Origin of the sequence: Streptomyces inhibens, from assembly GCF_003389455.1 — a bacterium.
GTDB classification, from domain to species: Bacteria; Actinomycetota; Actinomycetes; order Streptomycetales; family Streptomycetaceae; genus Streptomyces; species Streptomyces inhibens.
In genome coordinates this window covers 26,701-44,200 of sequence record NZ_QUAC01000110.1, presented here as the reverse complement: position 1 = coordinate 44,200, position 17,500 = coordinate 26,701, and the positions used below count along the sequence as shown (strand labels likewise).

General features: G+C 71.8%; 18 protein-coding genes. 14 read left to right on the top strand and 4 right to left on the bottom strand.

From position 1 onward, the window contains the following. Nucleotides 1-61: 61 nt before the first annotated feature. Nucleotides 62-931: a hypothetical protein gene (locus DY245_RS13935; RefSeq protein ID WP_128507183.1), complete on the bottom strand. Its 870-nt coding sequence runs from the start codon at nucleotides 929-931 to the stop codon at nucleotides 62-64. Nucleotides 932-987: 56 nt separating this feature from the next. Between DY245_RS13935 and DY245_RS13930 the strand changes: the two genes are divergently transcribed. The 4 genes from DY245_RS13930 to glmM all read left to right on the top strand — a co-directional run bounded on the left by DY245_RS13930 (nucleotide 988) and on the right by glmM (nucleotide 5,374). Further along, entirely contained in the window at nucleotides 988-2,625 is a 1,638-nt protein-coding gene (locus tag DY245_RS13930; protein ID WP_128507180.1) for an ABC-F family ATP-binding cassette domain-containing protein, read from the top strand. A gap of 248 nt (nucleotides 2,626-2,873) precedes the next feature. Next, entirely contained in the window at nucleotides 2,874-3,317 is a 444-nt protein-coding gene (gene rplM / locus DY245_RS13925) for a 50S ribosomal protein L13 (RefSeq protein WP_128507178.1), read from the top strand. A 42-nt stretch (nucleotides 3,318-3,359) separates the two neighbouring features. Next, nucleotides 3,360-3,872 (top strand): 30S ribosomal protein S9, encoded by a 513-nt coding sequence (rpsI, locus tag DY245_RS13920; protein ID WP_128507176.1) that lies wholly within the window; start codon nucleotides 3,360-3,362, stop codon nucleotides 3,870-3,872. 143 nt (nucleotides 3,873-4,015) lie between these two features. After that, the gene (gene glmM / locus DY245_RS13915) at nucleotides 4,016-5,374 is read left to right on the top strand and encodes a phosphoglucosamine mutase (protein ID WP_128507172.1); all 1,359 of its coding nucleotides are present in this window, start codon (nucleotides 4,016-4,018) and stop codon (nucleotides 5,372-5,374) included. A gap of 30 nt (nucleotides 5,375-5,404) precedes the next feature. On the opposite strand, the gene DY245_RS13910 is transcribed toward glmM, so the two are convergent. Together DY245_RS13910 and coaA are read right to left on the bottom strand one after the other, a co-directional pair. Next, a complete protein-coding gene (locus DY245_RS13910; RefSeq protein ID WP_128507170.1) occupies nucleotides 5,405-6,343 on the bottom strand; it encodes a DUF389 domain-containing protein in 939 nt (312 codons plus the stop codon). A gap of 12 nt (nucleotides 6,344-6,355) precedes the next feature. Continuing rightward, the gene (gene coaA / locus DY245_RS13905; protein ID WP_128507168.1) at nucleotides 6,356-7,339 is read right to left on the bottom strand and encodes a type I pantothenate kinase; all 984 of its coding nucleotides are present in this window, start codon (nucleotides 7,337-7,339) and stop codon (nucleotides 6,356-6,358) included. Nucleotides 7,340-7,617: 278 nt separating this feature from the next. Here coaA and DY245_RS13900 point away from each other — a divergent pair, with 278 nt between their 5' ends. From DY245_RS13900 to DY245_RS13860, 9 genes are all read left to right on the top strand, one after another. Then, nucleotides 7,618-7,812 carry a hypothetical protein gene (locus DY245_RS13900; RefSeq protein ID WP_244943034.1) on the top strand — a complete coding sequence of 65 codons (195 nt, stop codon included), beginning with the start codon at nucleotides 7,618-7,620 and terminating at the stop codon, nucleotides 7,810-7,812. A 25-nt stretch (nucleotides 7,813-7,837) separates the two neighbouring features. After that, nucleotides 7,838-9,685, top strand: coding sequence for a glutamine--fructose-6-phosphate transaminase (isomerizing) (gene glmS, locus DY245_RS13895; protein ID WP_128507164.1), 1,848 nt, complete (start codon nucleotides 7,838-7,840; stop codon nucleotides 9,683-9,685). Then, nucleotides 9,682-10,050: a holo-ACP synthase gene (locus DY245_RS13890; protein WP_128507162.1), complete on the top strand. Its 369-nt coding sequence runs from the start codon at nucleotides 9,682-9,684 to the stop codon at nucleotides 10,048-10,050. Before glmS ends, DY245_RS13890 begins: the two co-directional genes overlap by 4 nt. A 10-nt stretch (nucleotides 10,051-10,060) precedes the next feature. Then, a complete protein-coding gene (locus DY245_RS13885; protein ID WP_128507160.1) occupies nucleotides 10,061-11,485 on the top strand; it encodes an NAD(P)H-hydrate dehydratase in 1,425 nt (474 codons plus the stop codon). A 111-nt stretch (nucleotides 11,486-11,596) separates the two neighbouring features. Further along, on the top strand, nucleotides 11,597-12,478 hold the full coding sequence (locus DY245_RS13880) for a L,D-transpeptidase (protein WP_244943033.1): 882 nt from the start codon (nucleotides 11,597-11,599) through the stop codon (nucleotides 12,476-12,478). Between the two features lie 59 nt (nucleotides 12,479-12,537). Further along, nucleotides 12,538-13,734, top strand: coding sequence for an alanine racemase (gene alr, locus DY245_RS13875; protein ID WP_128507155.1), 1,197 nt, complete (start codon nucleotides 12,538-12,540; stop codon nucleotides 13,732-13,734). Further along, entirely contained in the window at nucleotides 13,731-15,092 is a 1,362-nt protein-coding gene (locus DY245_RS13870; protein WP_128507153.1) for an alpha/beta fold hydrolase, read from the top strand. Before alr ends, DY245_RS13870 begins: the two co-directional genes overlap by 4 nt. A 97-nt stretch (nucleotides 15,093-15,189) precedes the next feature. Next, complete coding sequence (tsaE, locus tag DY245_RS13865) at nucleotides 15,190-15,726, top strand: tRNA (adenosine(37)-N6)-threonylcarbamoyltransferase complex ATPase subunit type 1 TsaE (RefSeq protein ID WP_128507151.1); 537 nt, start codon at nucleotides 15,190-15,192, stop codon at nucleotides 15,724-15,726. A gap of 179 nt (nucleotides 15,727-15,905) precedes the next feature. Then, nucleotides 15,906-16,124 (top strand): hypothetical protein, encoded by a 219-nt coding sequence (locus DY245_RS13860; protein ID WP_128507149.1) that lies wholly within the window; start codon nucleotides 15,906-15,908, stop codon nucleotides 16,122-16,124. A gap of 39 nt (nucleotides 16,125-16,163) precedes the next feature. Here the strand turns inward: DY245_RS13860 and DY245_RS13855 are convergent, their stop codons facing one another. Beyond that, nucleotides 16,164-16,733: a L,D-transpeptidase gene (locus DY245_RS13855; protein ID WP_128507147.1), complete on the bottom strand. Its 570-nt coding sequence runs from the start codon at nucleotides 16,731-16,733 to the stop codon at nucleotides 16,164-16,166. Between the two features lie 86 nt (nucleotides 16,734-16,819). Here DY245_RS13855 and tsaB point away from each other — a divergent pair, with 86 nt between their 5' ends. Next, nucleotides 16,820-17,479, top strand: a complete 660-nt coding sequence (gene tsaB / locus DY245_RS13850) for a tRNA (adenosine(37)-N6)-threonylcarbamoyltransferase complex dimerization subunit type 1 TsaB (RefSeq protein ID WP_128507145.1) — start codon at nucleotides 16,820-16,822, stop codon at nucleotides 17,477-17,479. Nucleotides 17,480-17,500 lie beyond the last annotated feature (21 nt).

The window sequence follows — 17,500 nt, the reverse complement described above, 5'->3', positions numbered from 1 at the left end:
GGCGGGCCGGGGTGCCCGGTGGTGGCGCCGCCGCAAAGGGCGCCACCACGGGCAACCGGGGCTATGACTGGCCGGCCTTCTTCTGGGCTTCCTTGAGCTGCCGCTCGGCGGCCTTCGCGGCCTGGTCCTTGCCGCGCTGGGTGATCTGGCTGAAGGCGTAGGAGCCGCCGTCGCGGGCGATCTGCTGGGCCTTGGTCTCGGTGCCGGTGACGTCCTGGCCGTTGAGGTAGCCGGCGATCGTGAAGTAGGCGTACCGGCCGGTGGCGTTGGTCGCCATCCGGCACTTCGTGCCCTGGCAGAAGTTCGCGGGGACCCCGCCGCCGGGCAGCGGCATGAGGTTCGCCTTGTTCTCGTTCATGACCTTGGTCGCCTTGGCAGGCGAGTCGAAGACCGCGATGCCGATGGTGACCGCGACGCCGCCCTTGGAGTACGTGGCGCGCAGCAGCTGCTTACAGCCGTTGTGGGACAGCGAGGAGACCAGCGCGCCCTGGGCGCCGGCGGTGCAGTCCTTGGTGGTGGCGGTGTTGGTGCGCGGGTAGCTGTGGTCGCCGATGACCATGGTCTTCTGCGGGAAGAGGGTCGCGGGAGTGAGCTGTGCGGTGTCCTTCTTCGGGTCCGAGATGTAGTCCTGCGGGTTGGGCGGGGGCGGCACGGAGACGTCGGGGAACGACGGCTTGTCGTCCGGCGCCGCGGCCTGGCCGGACGTGGTGGGCGCCGCTGTCGGGTTGCCGCCCGGTGAGCCGCCGCTGGACATGACGGCGGCCGCGACGATGCCGGCCACCGCGAGGGTCGCCACCGCGCCGCCGCCGATCCACATCCAGCGTTTGCGGCGGGCCAGCGTCTCGCTCTCTGCGGCGAGTGCGTCCCAGTCCGGAGTGGACGATGAAGATCCCCCGGGGCCGTCGAAGGGCCCGCCTTGCCCAAAACTCATGCCGCGCATCCTAATGGGGTTGGTGGAACACGTGGTGGCCGGTGACAATCCCGCTCATGGGACATCTTGAAGCCGGGCATCTGGAGTACTACCTGCCGGACGGGAGGGTCCTGCTGGGGGATGTGTCCTTCCGGGTGGGGGAGGGCGCGTCGGTCGCGTTGGTGGGGGCCAACGGCGCCGGCAAGACGACGCTGCTGCGGTTGATCGCGGGGGAGCTGCAGCCGCACGGCGGGGCGGTGACGGTCAGCGGCGGGCTGGGCGTGATGCCGCAGTTCGTGGGCTCCGTACGGGACGATCGCACGGTGCGTGACCTGCTGGTCTCCGTCGCGCAGCCGCGGATCAGGGAGGCGGCGGAGGCGGTGGACGCCGCCGAGAGCGCGATCATGACCGCCGATGACGAGGACGCGCAGATGGCGTATGCGCAGGCGCTGAGCGACTGGGCGGAGGCGCGCGGTTACGAGGCCGAGACGGTCTGGGACATCTGCACGATGGCGGCGCTGGGGGTGCCGTACGAGAAGGCGCAGTGGCGGCAGGTGCGCACGCTGTCCGGGGGTGAGCAGAAGCGGCTGGTGCTGGAGTCGCTGCTGCGCGGCACGGACGAGGTGCTGCTGCTGGACGAGCCGGACAACTATCTGGACGTGCCGGGCAAGCGGTGGCTGGAGGAGCAGCTGCGGACGACCCGTAAGACGGTGCTGTTCGTCTCGCACGACCGGGAGCTGCTGGCCCGCGCCGCGGAGAAGATCGTCAGTGTCGAGCCGGGGCCGGCGGGCTCGGACGTATGGGTGCACGGCGGTGGCTTCGACACGTACCACCAGGCCCGCAAGGAGCGGTTCGCCCGCTTCGAGGAGCTGCGCCGGCGCTGGGACGAGAAGCATGCGCAGCTCAAGAAGCTGGTGGTCTCGCTGCGGCAGGCGGCCTCGGTCAGCCATGAGATGGCCTCGCGCTATGCGGCGGCGCAGACCCGGCTGCGGAAGTTCGAGGAGGCCGGCCCGCCGCCGGAGCCGCCGCGCGAGCAGGACATCACGATGCGGCTGCGCGGCGGGCGGACCGGGGTGCGGGCGGTCACCTGCGAGCGCCTGGAGCTGACCGGCCTGATGCGGCCGTTCGACCTGGAGATCTTCTACGGCGAGCGGGTCGCGGTCCTCGGCTCCAACGGCTCCGGCAAATCGCACTTCCTGCGCCTGCTGGCCGGAGGCGCCGAGGGGTCCGGGGACCCCGTGGCGCACACCGGCACCTGGAAGCTGGGCGCCCGTGTCGTCCCCGGGCACTTCGCCCAGACGCACGCCCACCCCGAGCTGATGGGCCGCACCCTGCTCGACATCCTGTGGACCGAGCACGCCAAGGACAAGGGCCAGGCCATGTCGGCGCTCCGCCGCTATGAACTGGAGAAACAGGCCGAGCAGCGCTTCGAGCGCCTCTCCGGCGGCCAGCAGGCGCGCTTCCAGATCCTGCTGCTGGAGCTCTCGGGCACGACGGCGCTGCTGTTGGACGAGCCGACGGACAACCTGGACCTGGAGTCGGCGGAGGCGTTGCAGGAGGGGCTGGAGGCGTATGAGGGGACGGTGGTGGCGGTGACGCACGACCGCTGGTTCGCGCGATCGTTCGACCGGTTCCTGGTTTTCGGCTCGGACGGGCTGGTGCGGGAGACGGCGGAGCCGGTGTGGGACGAGCGCCGGGTGGAGCGGGAGCGGTAGGGGTGGCGGCCCGGAACCGTACGGCGGTTCGGGGGGCGTTTTGACCCCGCACGGGGCGGCCCGGTATTCTGCTGGTTCGTTATGCGTATTGGCTTGCTCTATCTCACGTGAGGGGCCCTTACGCCGGTCCCTGGGCCGATAACCAGCGGCGGACGATCGGGTTGCGTCACCCGTAGTGCCGCCCTGCTGCGTGATCAGCCAGGGTGACCAGTACAGGACCCATTCACTTAAGAAGCGAAGGCTAAGACGTGCGTACGTTCAGCCCCAAGCCCGGCGATGTCCAGCGCCAGTGGCACATCATTGACGCGCAGGACGTTGTCCTGGGCCGTCTGGCCAGCCAGGCCGCGACCCTCCTCCGGGGTAAGCACAAGCCGGTCTACGCGCCGCACGTTGACATGGGTGACTTCGTCATCATCGTCAACGCCGACAAGGTGCACCTGTCGGGCAACAAGCGGACCCAGAAGATGGCCTACCGTCACTCTGGTTTCCCGGGTGGTCTGCGCTCCGTCCGCTACGACGAGCTGCTCGACAAGAACCCCGAGAAGGCCGTCGAGAAGGCCATCAAGGGCATGCTCCCCAAGAACACCCTCGGCCGTCAGATGCTCTCGAAGCTGAAGGTCTACGCGGGCGCCGAGCACCCGCACGCTGCGCAGCAGCCGGTCCCGTTCGAGATCACCCAGGTCGCGCAGTAAGTCCGGCCACCCCCTAAGACGACAGAGAATCTGAGGAGCATCGTGGCCGAGACCACTCCCGAGACCGTCATCGAGAACGAAGACGCCGTCGAGGAATACACCACCGAGACCGAGGTCGTGGAGTCGGAGTACACCTCCGAGTCCCTCGCCTCCCGCTTCGGCGACCCGCAGCCGGCCGCCGGCCTGGGCCGTCGCAAGAACGCCATTGCCCGCGTCCGGATCGTTCCGGGCACCGGCCAGTGGAAGATCAACGGTCGCACCCTTGAGGGCTACTTCCCCAACAAGGTGCACCAGCAGGAAGTCAACGAGCCCTTCAAGGTGCTCGAGCTCGACAACCGCTACGACGTCATCGCCCGCATCGCCGGCGGCGGTATCTCCGGCCAGGCCGGTGCGCTGCGTCTGGGCGTGGCCCGTGCGCTGAACGAGGCCGACGTGGACAACAACCGCGGCGCGCTGAAGAAGGCCGGGTTCCTCAAGCGTGACGACCGTGCGGTCGAGCGCAAGAAGGCCGGTCTGAAGAAGGCCCGTAAGGCGCCGCAGTACAGCAAGCGCTAATCCGCGCTCGCTGCGACATGCAGCACTTGGCGAACGCCCCGGTGGCACGGATCCGTGCTGCCGGGGCGTTCGGCTATCCGGGACCAGGGGCGTATACCTGGACTTAATGCTCTGGTCCAAGCTCATCTACTCGGAGGACACCAGTGGGACGACTCTTCGGCACGGACGGTGTGCGCGGCGTCGCCAATGCGGATCTGACGGCGGAGCTGGCGCTCGGTCTGTCGGTCGCTGCGGCGCATGTGCTCGCGGAAGCGGGCACATTCGAAGGTCACCGGCCGGTGGCGGTGGTCGGACGCGATCCACGCGCGTCCGGTGAGTTCCTGGAGGCCGCGGTCGTCGCGGGTCTGGCCAGCGCCGGCGTGGACGTGCTGCGGGTGGGCGTGCTTCCGACCCCGGCGGTCGCGTATCTGACCGGCTCGCTCGGCGCGGACCTCGGCGTGATGCTCTCCGCCAGCCACAACCCGATGCCCGACAACGGCATCAAGTTCTTCGCGCGCGGCGGCCACAAGCTCGCCGACGAGCTGGAGGACCGGATCGAGAAGACCTACCGCTCCCACAGCTCCGGGGAGCCGTGGGAGCGGCCGACCGGCGACGGCGTGGGCCGGGTCACCGTCTACGACGAGGGCTTCGACAACTACGTCGCGCATCTGGTCGGCGTACTGCCCAACCGCCTGGACGGGCTGAAGATCGTCATCGATGGTGCGCACGGCGCGGCGGCGCGGGTCTCGCCCGAGGCGTTCGCGCGGGCCGGCGCCGAGGTCATCACCATCGGCACCGACCCCGACGGCCTGAACATCAACGACGGCTGTGGCTCCACCCATCTGGGGCTGCTGCGCGCGGCCGTCGTCGAGCACGGCGCCGACCTGGGTGTCGCCCACGACGGTGACGCGGACCGCTGCCTGGCCGTGGACGGCGAGGGCAACGAGGTCGACGGCGACCAGATCCTGGCCGTTCTCGCGCTCGGCATGCGGGAGGCCGGTGTGCTGCGCAAGAACACCGTCGTCGCCACCGTCATGTCCAACCTGGGCTTCAAGCTGGCCATGGAGCGCGAGGGCATCGACCTCGTGCAGAGCGCGGTCGGCGACCGGTACGTCCTGGAGGAGATGAAGGCGCACGGCTTCGCGCTGGGCGGCGAGCAGTCCGGGCATGTGATCGTGCTGGACCACGCCACCACCGGGGACGGCACGCTGACCGGCCTGATGCTGGCCGCCCGGGTCGCCACGACCGGCCGGACGCTGGCCGACCTGGTGGGCGTCATGGAGCGGCTGCCGCAGATCCTGATCAACGTCCCCGATGTCGACAGGTCGCGGGTGGCCACCTCGCCCGAGCTGACCACCGCGGTCGCCGAGGCGGAGCGGGAGCTGGGCGCGACCGGCCGGGTGCTGCTGCGGCCGTCCGGTACGGAGCCGCTGGTGCGCGTCATGGTGGAGGCGGCGGACATCGAGCAGGCGCGGTCCGTGGCCGAGCGGCTGGCCGACGCGGTGAAGTCGGCGCTGGGCTGATCGCTGTCGCCGTTTTCCGGGCCTGCCCTCCTAGCCGAGGGCGGGCCCGGTGTCATGCCGGGCCCACAGCAGTTTCTGTGTGGCCAGGGTGAGGGTGCCGGCGAGGACGATGCCGGCGAGGTTGAGCAGGAGCTGCTCCATGGAGTGCCAGGCCTGGCCGTACTCCTGGTAGCCGAGGGCCACCGCGGCGTTGGCGGCGGCCGGGACGGTGGTGACGGAGATCGCCACGCCGACCAGGGCGCCCGATTTCGCGGACGTCAGCGACAGCACCCCGGCGATACCGGCGAGGACGGCGACGACGAACGAGAACCAGTCGGGCCGGTAGATGAAGTTGGTGTTCGGCCGCTTGGCGTCCAACGCCTCGATATGGAAGAGGCCGACCGCGTCCATGAAGAGGCTGAAGCCGACGGTCACCACCATCGCCACCGCGAAACCGACCAGCAGCGCCTGAAGAGAGCGCCAGGCCAGCCGGGGCGCGCGCTGCACCAGCGCCGTACAGATACCGGCCAGCGGGCCGAACTCCGGGCCGACCGCCATGGCGCCCACGATCAGGATCGCGTTGTCGAGGACCACACCGCACGCCGCGATCATCGTGGCGAGCGTCAGAAACGCCAGATAGGTGACGGAGAGCGTGGACTCCTCGTGGGTGGCGTCGGTCAGCGACTCCCACAGGACGGCGTCGGCGCCCTCGCCGGGCGCCTCCTTTTCGGCGCGGTCCGCCCGGTGGGACAGCGACAGATCGATGTTCTCGATCGCGATCGAGCCATGTCTGTCCAGGTCCATCGCCCGCAGCTGGGCCAGCAGCCCGTCACCGGCCTCCCGGGCGACATCGCACAGCACCACATCGCCCTTCGGATCGCGGGCGGCTCCGGACAGCACCGCCAGGTGGGTGGTGCCCACGGTGGACTCCAGCAGGTGCAGCACCTCCTCCGTACGGTCCGCGGGCACGATGAGGCGTAGATGCAGCACTGGCGGTACTCCCTAGAGTTTGCGCAGCGACAACCGCTGCACCTTGTGGTCCGGGCCCTTGCGCAGCACGAGGTTGGCGCGGCCGCGGGTGGGGGCCACGTTCTGTTGCAGATTGGGCTTGTTGACGGTGCGCCACATCATGCGGGCGTAGTCGAGGGCCTCGTCCTCGGAGACCTGGGTGTACTTCCGGAAGTACGAGAACGGGTTCTGGAAGGCGGTCTCGCGCAGCTTGCGGAAGCGGCCGAGGTACCACTTCTCGATGTCCTCGATGCGGGCGTCGACGTAGACGGAGAAGTCGAAGAAGTCGGCGAGACCGAGGCGGGTGCGGCCGTCCTTGCCGGGCAGCGCCGGCTGGAGGACGTTGAGACCCTCGACGATGAGGATGTCCGGGCGGTGCACGGTCAGCCGCTCGCCGGGCACGATGTCGTAGATCAGGTGCGAGTAGACGGGCGCGGTGACCTCGGCCTTGCCGGACTTCACATCGGCGACGAAGCGGGTCAGCGCCCGACGGTCGTAGGACTCCGGGAAGCCCTTACGGGACATCAGGCCGCGCCGGTGCAGCTCGGCGTTGGGGAAGAGGAACCCGTCGGTGGTGACCAGCTCGACGCGCGGATGCTCGGGCCAGCGGGCCAGCAGCGCCTGGAGCAGCCGGGCGGTGGTGGACTTGCCGACCGCGACGCTGCCCGCGACCCCGATGACGAACGGGGTGCCGGGCTGGGGGCCGCCGCCCACGTCGCCCAGGAAGGTGTTCAGGGCGCCGCGCAGATTGCTGGTGGCGCCGACGTAGAGGTTGAGGAGGCGGGAGAGCGGGAGGTAGACGTCCCGCACCTCGTCGAGGTCGATGACATCACCCAGGCCGCGCAGCCGTTCGACCTCGTCGGCCGTCAGGGGCAGCGGGGTCTTCTCCCGCAGGGCACTCCACTGCGCGCGCGTCAGATCGACGTACGGGGAACTGTCGGCGCGGCGTCGTTGCTGCGGATCGGTCGTCAGGGGCACGCGCCCATTGTGCGCAGCCGCCATGCGCCGTTCATCTCGGGGTGGCCGACCAGGGCCCCGGGGGCCGGGCCTGTGGACGCCGGGGCGGGCTCGGGTGCCGCTCTGCCTGCATGTCTGTACCCGGGGGATATTGCCCGGTACGGTCGGCGGCGGGGAGGCCCGGCTTCGGGCCGTGGACACATCAGGGGGTGCGTGTGCGCGCGCGTAGGGCTGGCCTGTTGCGACAGCGGGCCTGGGGGAGAAATGCGGGTGCGGGCGAGGACCGGGGGGCGGATGCCGTGTCGGACGGCTTCGCCGCGCGGGTGTACGCCGAGCTGGCCGAGGAGCTGCCGGAGGAGGACCTGGGGGAGGACCTCGGCGACTTCCTGGAGCGCTACGAGCCGGGCACCGGTCCCGGGGCGGACACGGAGGCCGACGAGGAGTTCCTGGAGACGGTGCGTGAGGCGCACCACCGGATAGCGCGCGGGTATTGAACTGCGGTCGTCGTAGGCTGCCTCCATGTGCGGAATCGTGGGTTACGTGGGCGGGCAGAGCGCCCTTGACGTCGTCCTGGCCGGGCTGAAGCGGCTGGAGTACCGCGGCTATGACTCGGCGGGTGTCGCCGTGCTGGCCGATGGCGGGCTGGCAGCGGCCAAGAAGGCCGGCAAACTCGCCAACCTGGAGAAGGAGCTGGCGGACCGTCCGCTGCCGGCCGGGTCGACCGGGATCGGGCACACCCGGTGGGCCACCCACGGCGGTCCCACCGACGAGAACGCCCATCCGCATCTGGACAACGCCGGCCGGGTCTGTGTCGTCCACAACGGCATCATCGAGAACTTCGCCGCGCTGCGGGCCGAACTCACCGACCGTGGACATGAGTTGGCGTCCGAGACGGACACCGAGGTCGTGGCGCACCTGCTGGCCGAGGCGTACTCGTCGTGCGGCGAGCTGGCGGAGGCGATGCGGCAGGTGTGCCGGCGGCTGGAGGGCGCCTTCACGCTCGTCGCGGTGCATGCCGATGAGCCGGACGTGGTCGTCGGGGCGCGCCGGAACTCGCCGCTGGTGGTGGGTGTCGGGGACGGCGAGGCGTTCCTCGCCTCGGACGTGGCGGCGTTCATCGCGCACACCCGTGAGGCGATCGAGCTGGGCCAGGACCAGGTCGTGGAGCTGCGCCGGGACGGGGTGACGGTCACCGACTTCGACGGCGCGCCCGCGCAGGTACGGGAGTACCACGTCGACTGGGACGCGTCGGCCGCCGAGAAGGGCGGTTACGACTACTTCATGCTGAAGGAGATCGCGGAGCAGCCGAAGGCCGTCGCGGACACGCTGCTGGGGCGGATCGACGCGTCGGGCGTGCTGTCGCTGGACGAGGTGCGGATCCCGCCGGAGGTGCTGCGCGAGGTCGACAAGGTCGTCATCGTGGCGTGCGGGACGGCCTATCACGCGGGGATGATCGCCAAGTACGCGATCGAGCACTGGACCCGGATTCCGTGCGAGACGGAGCTGGCGAGTGAATTCCGTTATCGCGATCCGATTCTGGACCGGCGGACGCTGGTGATCGCGATCAGCCAGTCCGGCGAGACCATGGACACCCTGATGGCGCTGCGGCACGCCCGTGAGCAGGGCGCGAAGGTGCTCGCCATCTGCAACACGAACGGCTCGACGATTCCGCGCGAGTCGGATGCGGTGCTGTACACGCACGCCGGGCCCGAGGTCGCGGTGGCGTCCACGAAGGCGTTTTTGACCCAGCTGGTGGCCTGCTATCTGGTGGCGCTCTACGTCGCGCAGGTGCGGGGCACGAAGTGGGGCGACGAGATCCGGGACGTGGTGCGCGAGCTGGCGGCCATCGGCACCCAGGTCGAGCAGGTGCTCGGCACGATGGAGCCGGTACGGGAGCTGGCGCGCAGCCTCGCCGACAAGAACACCGTGCTGTTCCTGGGGCGGCATGTGGGCTATCCGGTGGCCCTGGAGGGCGCGCTGAAGCTCAAGGAGCTCGCGTACATGCATGCGGAGGGCTTCGCGGCCGGTGAGCTCAAGCACGGGCCGATCGCGTTGATCGAGGACGATCTGCCGGTCGTTGTCGTGGTTCCGTCGCCGCGTGGGCGGTCCGTGCTGCACGACAAGATCGTGTCCAATATCCAGGAGATCCGGGCCCGGGGGGCGCGGACGATCGTGATCGCGGAGGAGGGCGACGAGGCGGTGGTGCCCTACGCCGATCACCTCGTACGGATCCCGCGGACGCCGGTGCTGTTGCAGCCGCTCGTCTCCACGGTTCCGCTCCAGGTCTTCGCCTGCGAGCTGGCCACCGCCCGCGGCAACGAGGTGGACCAGCCGCGCAACCTCGCCAAGTCGGTGACGGTGGAGTGATCATCGGGGTCGGGATCGACGTCGCGGAGATCGACCGCTTCGGTGCGGCGCTGGAGCGGACGCCGGAGCTGGCGCACCGGCTCTTCATCCGGGAGGAGCTGATGCTGCCGAGCGGTGAGCGGCGCGGGATCGCCTCCTTGGCGGCACGGTTCGCCGCCAAGGAGGCGGTGGCCAAGGCGCTGGGCGCGCCGGGCGGGCTGCACTGGACCGACGCCGAGGTGTACGTGGAGGACAGCGGGCGGCCGCGGCTGCGGGTGCGGGGCACCGTCGCGGACTGCGCCGCGGCGCTGGGGGTGCGGTCGTGGCATGTCTCCCTGAGCCATGACGCGGGGGTTGCTTCCGCCGTGGTGATCGCCGAGGGGTGAGACTGGAGGCATGAGGACTGCCTACAGCGTGGAGACCGTACGGGCCGCCGAGCGGGAGCTCATGGCCCGGTTGCCCGAAGGGGCCCTGATGCAGCGCGCGGCGGCCGGACTGGCCGTCGCCTGCGGGGAGTTGCTGGGGCGGGTGTACGGCACCCGGGTGGTGCTGCTGGTGGGCAGCGGCGACAACGGCGGGGACGCGTTGTACGCGGGGGCCCGGCTGGCGCGCCGGGGGGCCGGGGTGGCCGTGGTGCTGCTGTCGCCCGAACGGGCGCACCAGGGGGGTCTTGCCGCGTTGCGGGCGGCCGGCGGGCGGGTCTCCGGCGACGCGCTGCGCGACATCGCGTGCGCCGATCTCGTCGTGGACGGGATCGTGGGCATCGGCGGGCGCGGCGGGCTGCGGCCCGAGGCCGCGCAACTCGCCCGCGCGGCACGGGAGTCGGCGCTGGTGCTGGCGGTCGATCTGCCCAGTGGCGTGGACGCGGACAGCGGTGAGGTGCGGGGGGAGGCCGTACGGGCCGATGCGACGGTGACCTTCGGCGCCTACAAGCCGGGGCTGCTGGTCGATCCGGCGCGGGAGCGGGCGGGGGCGCTGCGGCTGGTGGACATCGGGCTCACCTTGCCCGAGGAAGCCGACGTGGAGGCGTTGCAGCATGCGGATGTGGCGGATCTGCTGCCGCGTCCGACGGCCGAGAGCGACAAATACCGGCGGGGCGTGGTGGGGGTGGTCGCCGGGTCCGCGCGGTATCCGGGGGCCGCGGTGCTGGCCGTGGCGGGTGCGTTGCGGGGCGGCGCGGGGGCCGTGCGGTATGTCGGGCCGGCCGCGGACAAGGTGCTGGCGCACTTCCCGGAGACGCTGGTGCACCCCGGGCCGCCGGACAAGGCCGGCCGGGTGCAGTCATGGGTGATCGGGCCCGGGATCGGGGACGAGTCGGATGCGCTGGCGGAGGTGCTGGCGGCGGATGTGCCGGTGCTGGTGGACGCGGACGGGCTGCGGTTCCTGACGCCGCGGCAGGTCCGGGAGCGTACGGCCGAGACGCTGTTGACGCCGCATGCGGGGGAGGCAGCCGCGCTGCTGGGGCGCGGCCGCGACGAGGTCGAGGCGGCGCGGATGGAGTCCGTACGGGAGCTGGCGGCGCAGTATGCCGCCACGGTGCTGCTCAAGGGCTCGACGACGCTGGTCGCGGGGGCGGACGGGCCGGTGCGGGTGAACCCCACGGGGACCAGCTGGCTGGCGACGGCCGGGAGCGGGGATGTGCTGTCGGGGGTGACGGGCTCGTTGCTCGCCGCGGGGCTCACGGCCCGTGACGCGGGTTCCGTGGGCGCGTATCTGCACGGTCTCGCGGCGCGCCGGGCGGCGGGCCCCGGGGGCGCGCCGATCCTCGCGTCGGAGGTCGCGGACCATCTGGGCGCGGCCTGGCGGAATGTGACGGACTGACAGATCGTGCGGGGGGCGACGTTACGCCCGGTGGGGGAATGGGGCGGGCACCAGGGCGAACCTGGTCCCCGGCGGGCGGTGAAGCCGCCTGGTCACGGCATGCGTGAGGGCATGAAACGCACCTTTTCCGCCCTGTTGGTCTGCGCCTCGCTGCTCGTTGTCGCCGGGCCGCCCGCGGTGGCCGTCGCGCCGTCGCCCGCCGCGTACGCGGTGTCCGACCTGGTCCCCGGCATCCCGGGTGGTCCGCGGCGGGCCGAGGAGGGCGACACGCCCGACCGGGCCCTGATGCCGCGGATTCCCCAAGGGCGTACGGCCGAGGACCCGATGCCGAGGCGGCCGCGGGGGCGGCAGTGGCACATCGAGTACGTACCGCGGTCCGAGGTGGTGCGCCGGGGCACCCGGGCGTCGAGCTGCAGCAGATCCACCGGGCCCTACCAGCGGCAGGCGGAGCACTATCTGCGGCGGGATGTGGACGGGCGGCAGAGCATGGGGGACTGCCGGGCGATCCGGCGGTTCCAGCAGATGCACCACATCGCGCCGGCGAGCGGCTTCGCGGGGCCGGTCACCGGCGCCGTGGTGCGGCTGATGCGGGCGAAGAAGGACCCGAACCGGGCCGGTCACTGCCCGGAACGTCCGGAGCGCACCGCGTGTGTCGATCTGGACCGGCAGCTGATGTGGGTGCAGCAGGGCGAGCAGGTGATTTTCCCCCCGGTGGCGATCCGTTCGGGGCGGCCGACCATGGAGACCCGTACCGGTACGTACCGGATCTACCTGCGGCACAGGAGCCACACCTCGAACCTCTACCACACGCCGATGCCGTTCGCGCAGTTCTTCGACCGCGGAGAGGCGCTGCACGGTGTCTACGAGGACATCTACGACGGACCCGGCTCGCACGGCTGCGTCAATCTCACATGGACGGATGCGCGGAAGCTGTGGGATGTGCTGAAGAAGAGCGACATTGTCCACGTCTGGGGGCGGAAACCCGGCGTGTGAGAGCGGTTTCCCCGCCGGTCCCCCTGGGCGCCACGGCGTCGCCTGCGACACTGAGGGGGATGAACGAGACAGCGAAGCGCGCCCGTGCCGCCATCGACCTCGCCGCCGTGCGGTCGAACGTCCGTGCACTGCGGGCCCGCGCACCCCGGGCAGAGCTGATGGCCGTCGTCAAGTCCGACGGCTACGGACACGGTGCGGTGCCCTGCGCCCGCGCCGCTCGTGAGGCCGGTGCGGGCTGGCTGGGCACCGCGCTGCCCGAGGAGGCGTTCGCGCTGCGCGCGGCCGGCGACACCGGGCGGCTGATGTGCTGGCTGTGGACCCCGGGCGGCCCCTGGCGCACGGCCGTCGAGCAGGACATCGACGTGTCGGTGAGCGGGCTGTGGGCGCTGCGCGAGGTGGCCGAAGCGGCGCGGGCGTGCGGCCGGGCCGCCCGCGTCCAGCTCAAGGTCGACACCGGTCTCGGCCGCAACGGCTGCCAGCCCGCCGACTGGTCGCGGCTGACCTCGGCGGCCCGCGCCGCCGAGGCCGAGGGCGTGCTGACCGTCACCGGCGTCTGGTCGCACTTCGCCTGCGCCGACGAGCCCGGACACCCCTCGATCGCCGCCCAGCTGACCGCCTTCGAGGAGGCGCTGAAGACCGCCGACGCGGCCGGGCTGCGCCCCGAGGTGCGGCATATCGCCAACACCCCGGCGCTGCTCACCCTCCCCGAGGCGCACTTCGACCTGGTCCGCGCCGGCATCGGCATCTACGGCATCTCGCCCAGCCCCGAGCTCGGCACCCCCCAGGACTTCGGGCTGCGGCCCGCGATGACCCTGGAGGCGTCGCTGGCCTCGGTCAAGCGCGTCCCGGGCGGCCACGGCGTGTCGTACGGGCATCAGTACACGACGCCCGGCGAGACCACCCTCGCGCTGATCCCGCTGGGGTACGCCGACGGCATCCCGCGGCACGCCTCCGGCACCGGCCCGGTGCTGGTCGCCGGCAAGTGGCGGACGGTCGCCGGCCGGATCGCGATGGACCAGTTCGTGGTCGACCTGGGCGGCGACGGCGCCGAGCCGGGCGATCCGGCGGTGCTGTTCGGCCCCGGGGACCGCGGTGAGCCGACCGCGGAGGACTGGGCCCGGGCGGCCGGAACCATCGGGTACGAAATCGTCACACGCATCGGAACCCGGGTTCCACGCGTCTACGTGGACAGCGGCATACAGGGCGAAGCCGAAGCAGCCGAAGGAGACTCAGCGCTCACGGGGGGTACGGCATGACCGACGGCAAGGAGGCCGCCGCGCAGGCGGTCGAGGCGGCGGCCGAAGTGGCGGCCGAGGCGGCCAACAACTGGGCCAGGGCGGGGCGGCACGCGGGCATCGCCGGCGCCGCGATCGGCGTGGTCGCGGCGGGCGCCGCGGCCGGTGTGGCGATAGAGCGGCTGACGGTCGGCCGCGGGATGCGCCGCCGGGCCCGGCTCGCGCTGGACGCCTCGGGCCCGTACGGCACGCTGCGCGGCACACCGGGCGCGGCGATCGCCGAGGACGGCACCGAGCTGTACTACGAGGTCGACGAGCCGGGCGAGGAGCCGGGCCGGCCGGAGAGCGACGACCGGGCGGGCAGGACCGCCAGGGACGGCAGGCCCAAGAACGGCAAGAACGGCAAGGACAGGACCGTCAAGCCCGCCCGCGGAAAGGAGGCCCGGGCCGCCCAGGAGGCCCAGGGCGGCCTGCGCAAGCGGCTGACGGCGGCGCTGGGGCGGCGCTCCGCGGCCCCCACGGTCGTCTTCAGCCATGGTTACTGCCTCAGCCAGGACTCCTGGCACTTCCAGCGCGCGGCGCTGCGCGGCACGGTGCGCACCGTCCACTGGGACCAGCGCAGCCACGGCCGCTCGGCGCGCGGCCACGGCCAGATCGACGGCACGGAAGAGGTCACCATCGACCTCCTGGGCCGGGACCTGAAGGCGGTGCTGGACGCCGCGGTGCCCGAGGGGCCGATCGTGCTGGTCGGGCACTCCATGGGCGGGATGACGGTGATGGCACTGGCCGACCAGTTCCCCGAGTACGTCGCGCAGCGGGTGGTCGGCGTGGCGCTGATCGGCACGTCCGCGGGCCGGCTCAGCGAGGTCGGCTTCGGGCTGCCGTCCATGGGGGTCAAGGCCTTCCACTGGCTCGCGCCGGGTGTGCTCAAGGCGCTGGGCTGGCAGCACGAGATCGTCGAGCGCGGGCGGCGGGCCACCGCCGATCTGTTCGCGGGGCTGATCAAGCGCTATTCGTTCGGCTCGCCGGAGCAGGTGGACCCAGCCATCGCGCGGTTCGGCGAGCGGCTGATCGAGGCGACCCCGATCGATGTGGTCGCCGAGTTCTTCCCGGCGTTCGCGGTGCACGACAAGACCGAGGCGCTGGTGGCGTACGACGCGGTGCCCGCACTGGTGCTCGCCGGGGAGAGCGACCTGATCACCCCCGCCGACCACAGCCGGTCGATCGTCGAGGTGCTGCCCGAAGCGGAGCTGGTGTGCGTCCCCGGCGCCGGGCATCTGGTGATGCTGGAGCGGCCCGAGCTGGTCAATGAGCACCTGGTGTCGCTGGTGGAGCGGGCGAGCGTGGCGGCCCGCAGCACACGGCACGCCCGCGCCTGAGGCGCAGGGCCCGCCGGGCATGATCCACTGCCCGGCGGGCCTGCTCGCTCTATGACGGCATGGGGCGGGGCGAGGGGCAGGCCGTACCATTTGCGACATGAGCACCACCGGCGCGATCGCCCACATCACCGTCAAGTCCTCCGACCAGATGCAGGAGTTGGGCCGCAGGCTGGCCCCGCTGCTGCGCCCCGGCGACCTGGTGCTGCTCACCGGTGAGCTGGGCGCCGGCAAGACGACGCTGACCCGCGGCCTGGGCGAGGGCCTGGGCGTGCGCGGCGCCGTCACCTCTCCCACCTTCGTCATCGCCCGGGTGCACCCCTCGCTGGTCGGCGGCCCCGCGCTGGTGCATGCGGATGCCTACCGGCTCGGCGGCGGCCTGGACGAGATGGAGGACCTGGACCTCGATGTCTCGCTGCCGGAGTCGGTGGTGGTCGTGGAGTGGGGCGAGGGCAAGGTCGAGGAGCTGTCGGAAAACCGGCTGCATGTCGTGATCGGGCGCGCGGTGGGGGCAGACGCGCCGGGCGGGCCGGACGGGCATCCGGAGGACGACGTGGACGACGTGCGCGAGGTGACGGTCACCGGCCATGGCGCGCGCTGGGCGGACGCCGGGCTGCCGGAGCTGGAGAACTGCTGACGTCCGGGACCTGCCGGGCCCCGCATCCGGTCACTCGTCCCGTAGTTTCCGACAAGCCGTCGGTAAGATGTTGCGCTGCTGGTACCGGGCGTGGTGACATGGGTGGAGACCCCAGTTAGGTCAGCCTAAGTAGCGAGCCTAGCTTCTGTCGCTTGCCCCAGGAGCCCCGGGAGGCGTCCATGTCCGCCCACCAGCACGATGCGCGCGAGACGCCGACGATGAATGACCTGCTGGCGGCGTGCGCCGCGGCCAACGCCGTCTCCACGCCCCCTGGCGCCGACGAGGAATCCCGTAAGACCGCGGAATCCCGTAAGGAGGGGCCCGCGGGGTCTGCCGGCGAGCCGGCCGCGGAGGACGAGACCAAGCCCGTGTCCACCCAGGGGCGCGACGCCGCGTAGCCCGTACGGGTCAAGGAACCGCCCCGGAAGACCGTGCGGTCAGGCGATCACGACGACCTTGGTGCCGTGCAGCGCAAAGTCCCACAGCGCCTTGCCGTCGTCCCGCGACTCCCGGATTCCGCCGGTCTTCTTCGACGAGTCCGGGTCGGGCCTGGAGCCGTCGACGGCCGCGCTGAAGCCGATCGTGACGCTGTCCACATTGGCGAACCGCACGACATGCTCGATCGCGATACCGTCCGAGCCCGTGACGCTCACCGACCGCGAGCTGACCGCGTACGTCCCCAGCGGCGGGCTCACCGCGCTCGGCGCGACCGTGAACGTCCGCAGCGCCTTGCCCTTCGGGCCGACCAGCCAGACCCGCTTGTCGCCGAGCGAGTAGACGACCCGCTGGCCCTTGCCGGACGCCGCCGGGACCGGGGCCGGTGCGGGCGCCTTGTCCTTCGTGCCGCGCCGGTCCGAGTGGTCCTTGGGCGCGCTGCGGTGGCTGTCCTTGCGGGCCTGGGTGAGGGTGTCCGGGGCGGACGCCGCGGCCTGATAGCCGAGCACACCGACCACGACCACGGCAGCCGCGGTCAGCGCGGTGACGATCGTGCTGCTCTTAGCGGGCACCGCTGTGCCACCTTTCCGTACGTCTACTACGGGGGTGACGGTAGCACCGGAACGGGGACCACCGGCCGAGCCGTAGTCTTGAGGACGTGCTGCTGCTAGCTCTTGACACCGCCACGCCCGCCGTCACCGTCGCGCTCCATGACGGCGCGTGCGTCCTCGCCGAGTCCCGCCAGGTGGACGCGCGCCGGCACGGCGAGCTCCTGCTGCCCGCCGTCGACCGGGTGCTGGCCGAGGCCGGGCTGAAACTCGACGCGGTCAGCGACATCGTGGTCGGCGTGGGCCCGGGACCGTACACCGGGCTGCGGGTCGGCCTGGTGACCGCCGCGACCTTCGGGGCGGTGCTGGACGTCCCCGTGCACGGCCTGTGCTCGCTGGACGGCCTCGCCTACGCCTCCGGGCTGACCGAACCCTTCGTCGTGGCCACCGACGCCCGCCGCAAGGAGGTCTACTGGGCGCGCTATGCCGATGCCCGTACGCGACTGACCGAGCCGTCCGTCGACCGCCCCGCCGACATCGCCGACCAGGTGGCCGGCGTCCCGGCCGTGGGTGCCGGCGCACTGCTCTACGACACGGTCTTCACCGGCGTACGGCGCGAGGCGCCCGAGCACCAGTCCGCCGGCGCCCTGGCCGCCCTGGCCGCCGAGAAGCTGGCCGCGGGCGAGGAGCTGCCGGCCCCGCGGCCCCTGTACCTGCGCCGCCCGGACGCCCAGGTGCCCGCCAACTACAAGGTGGTCACTCCCAAGTGAGTGCCGGACCGTCGCCCGACC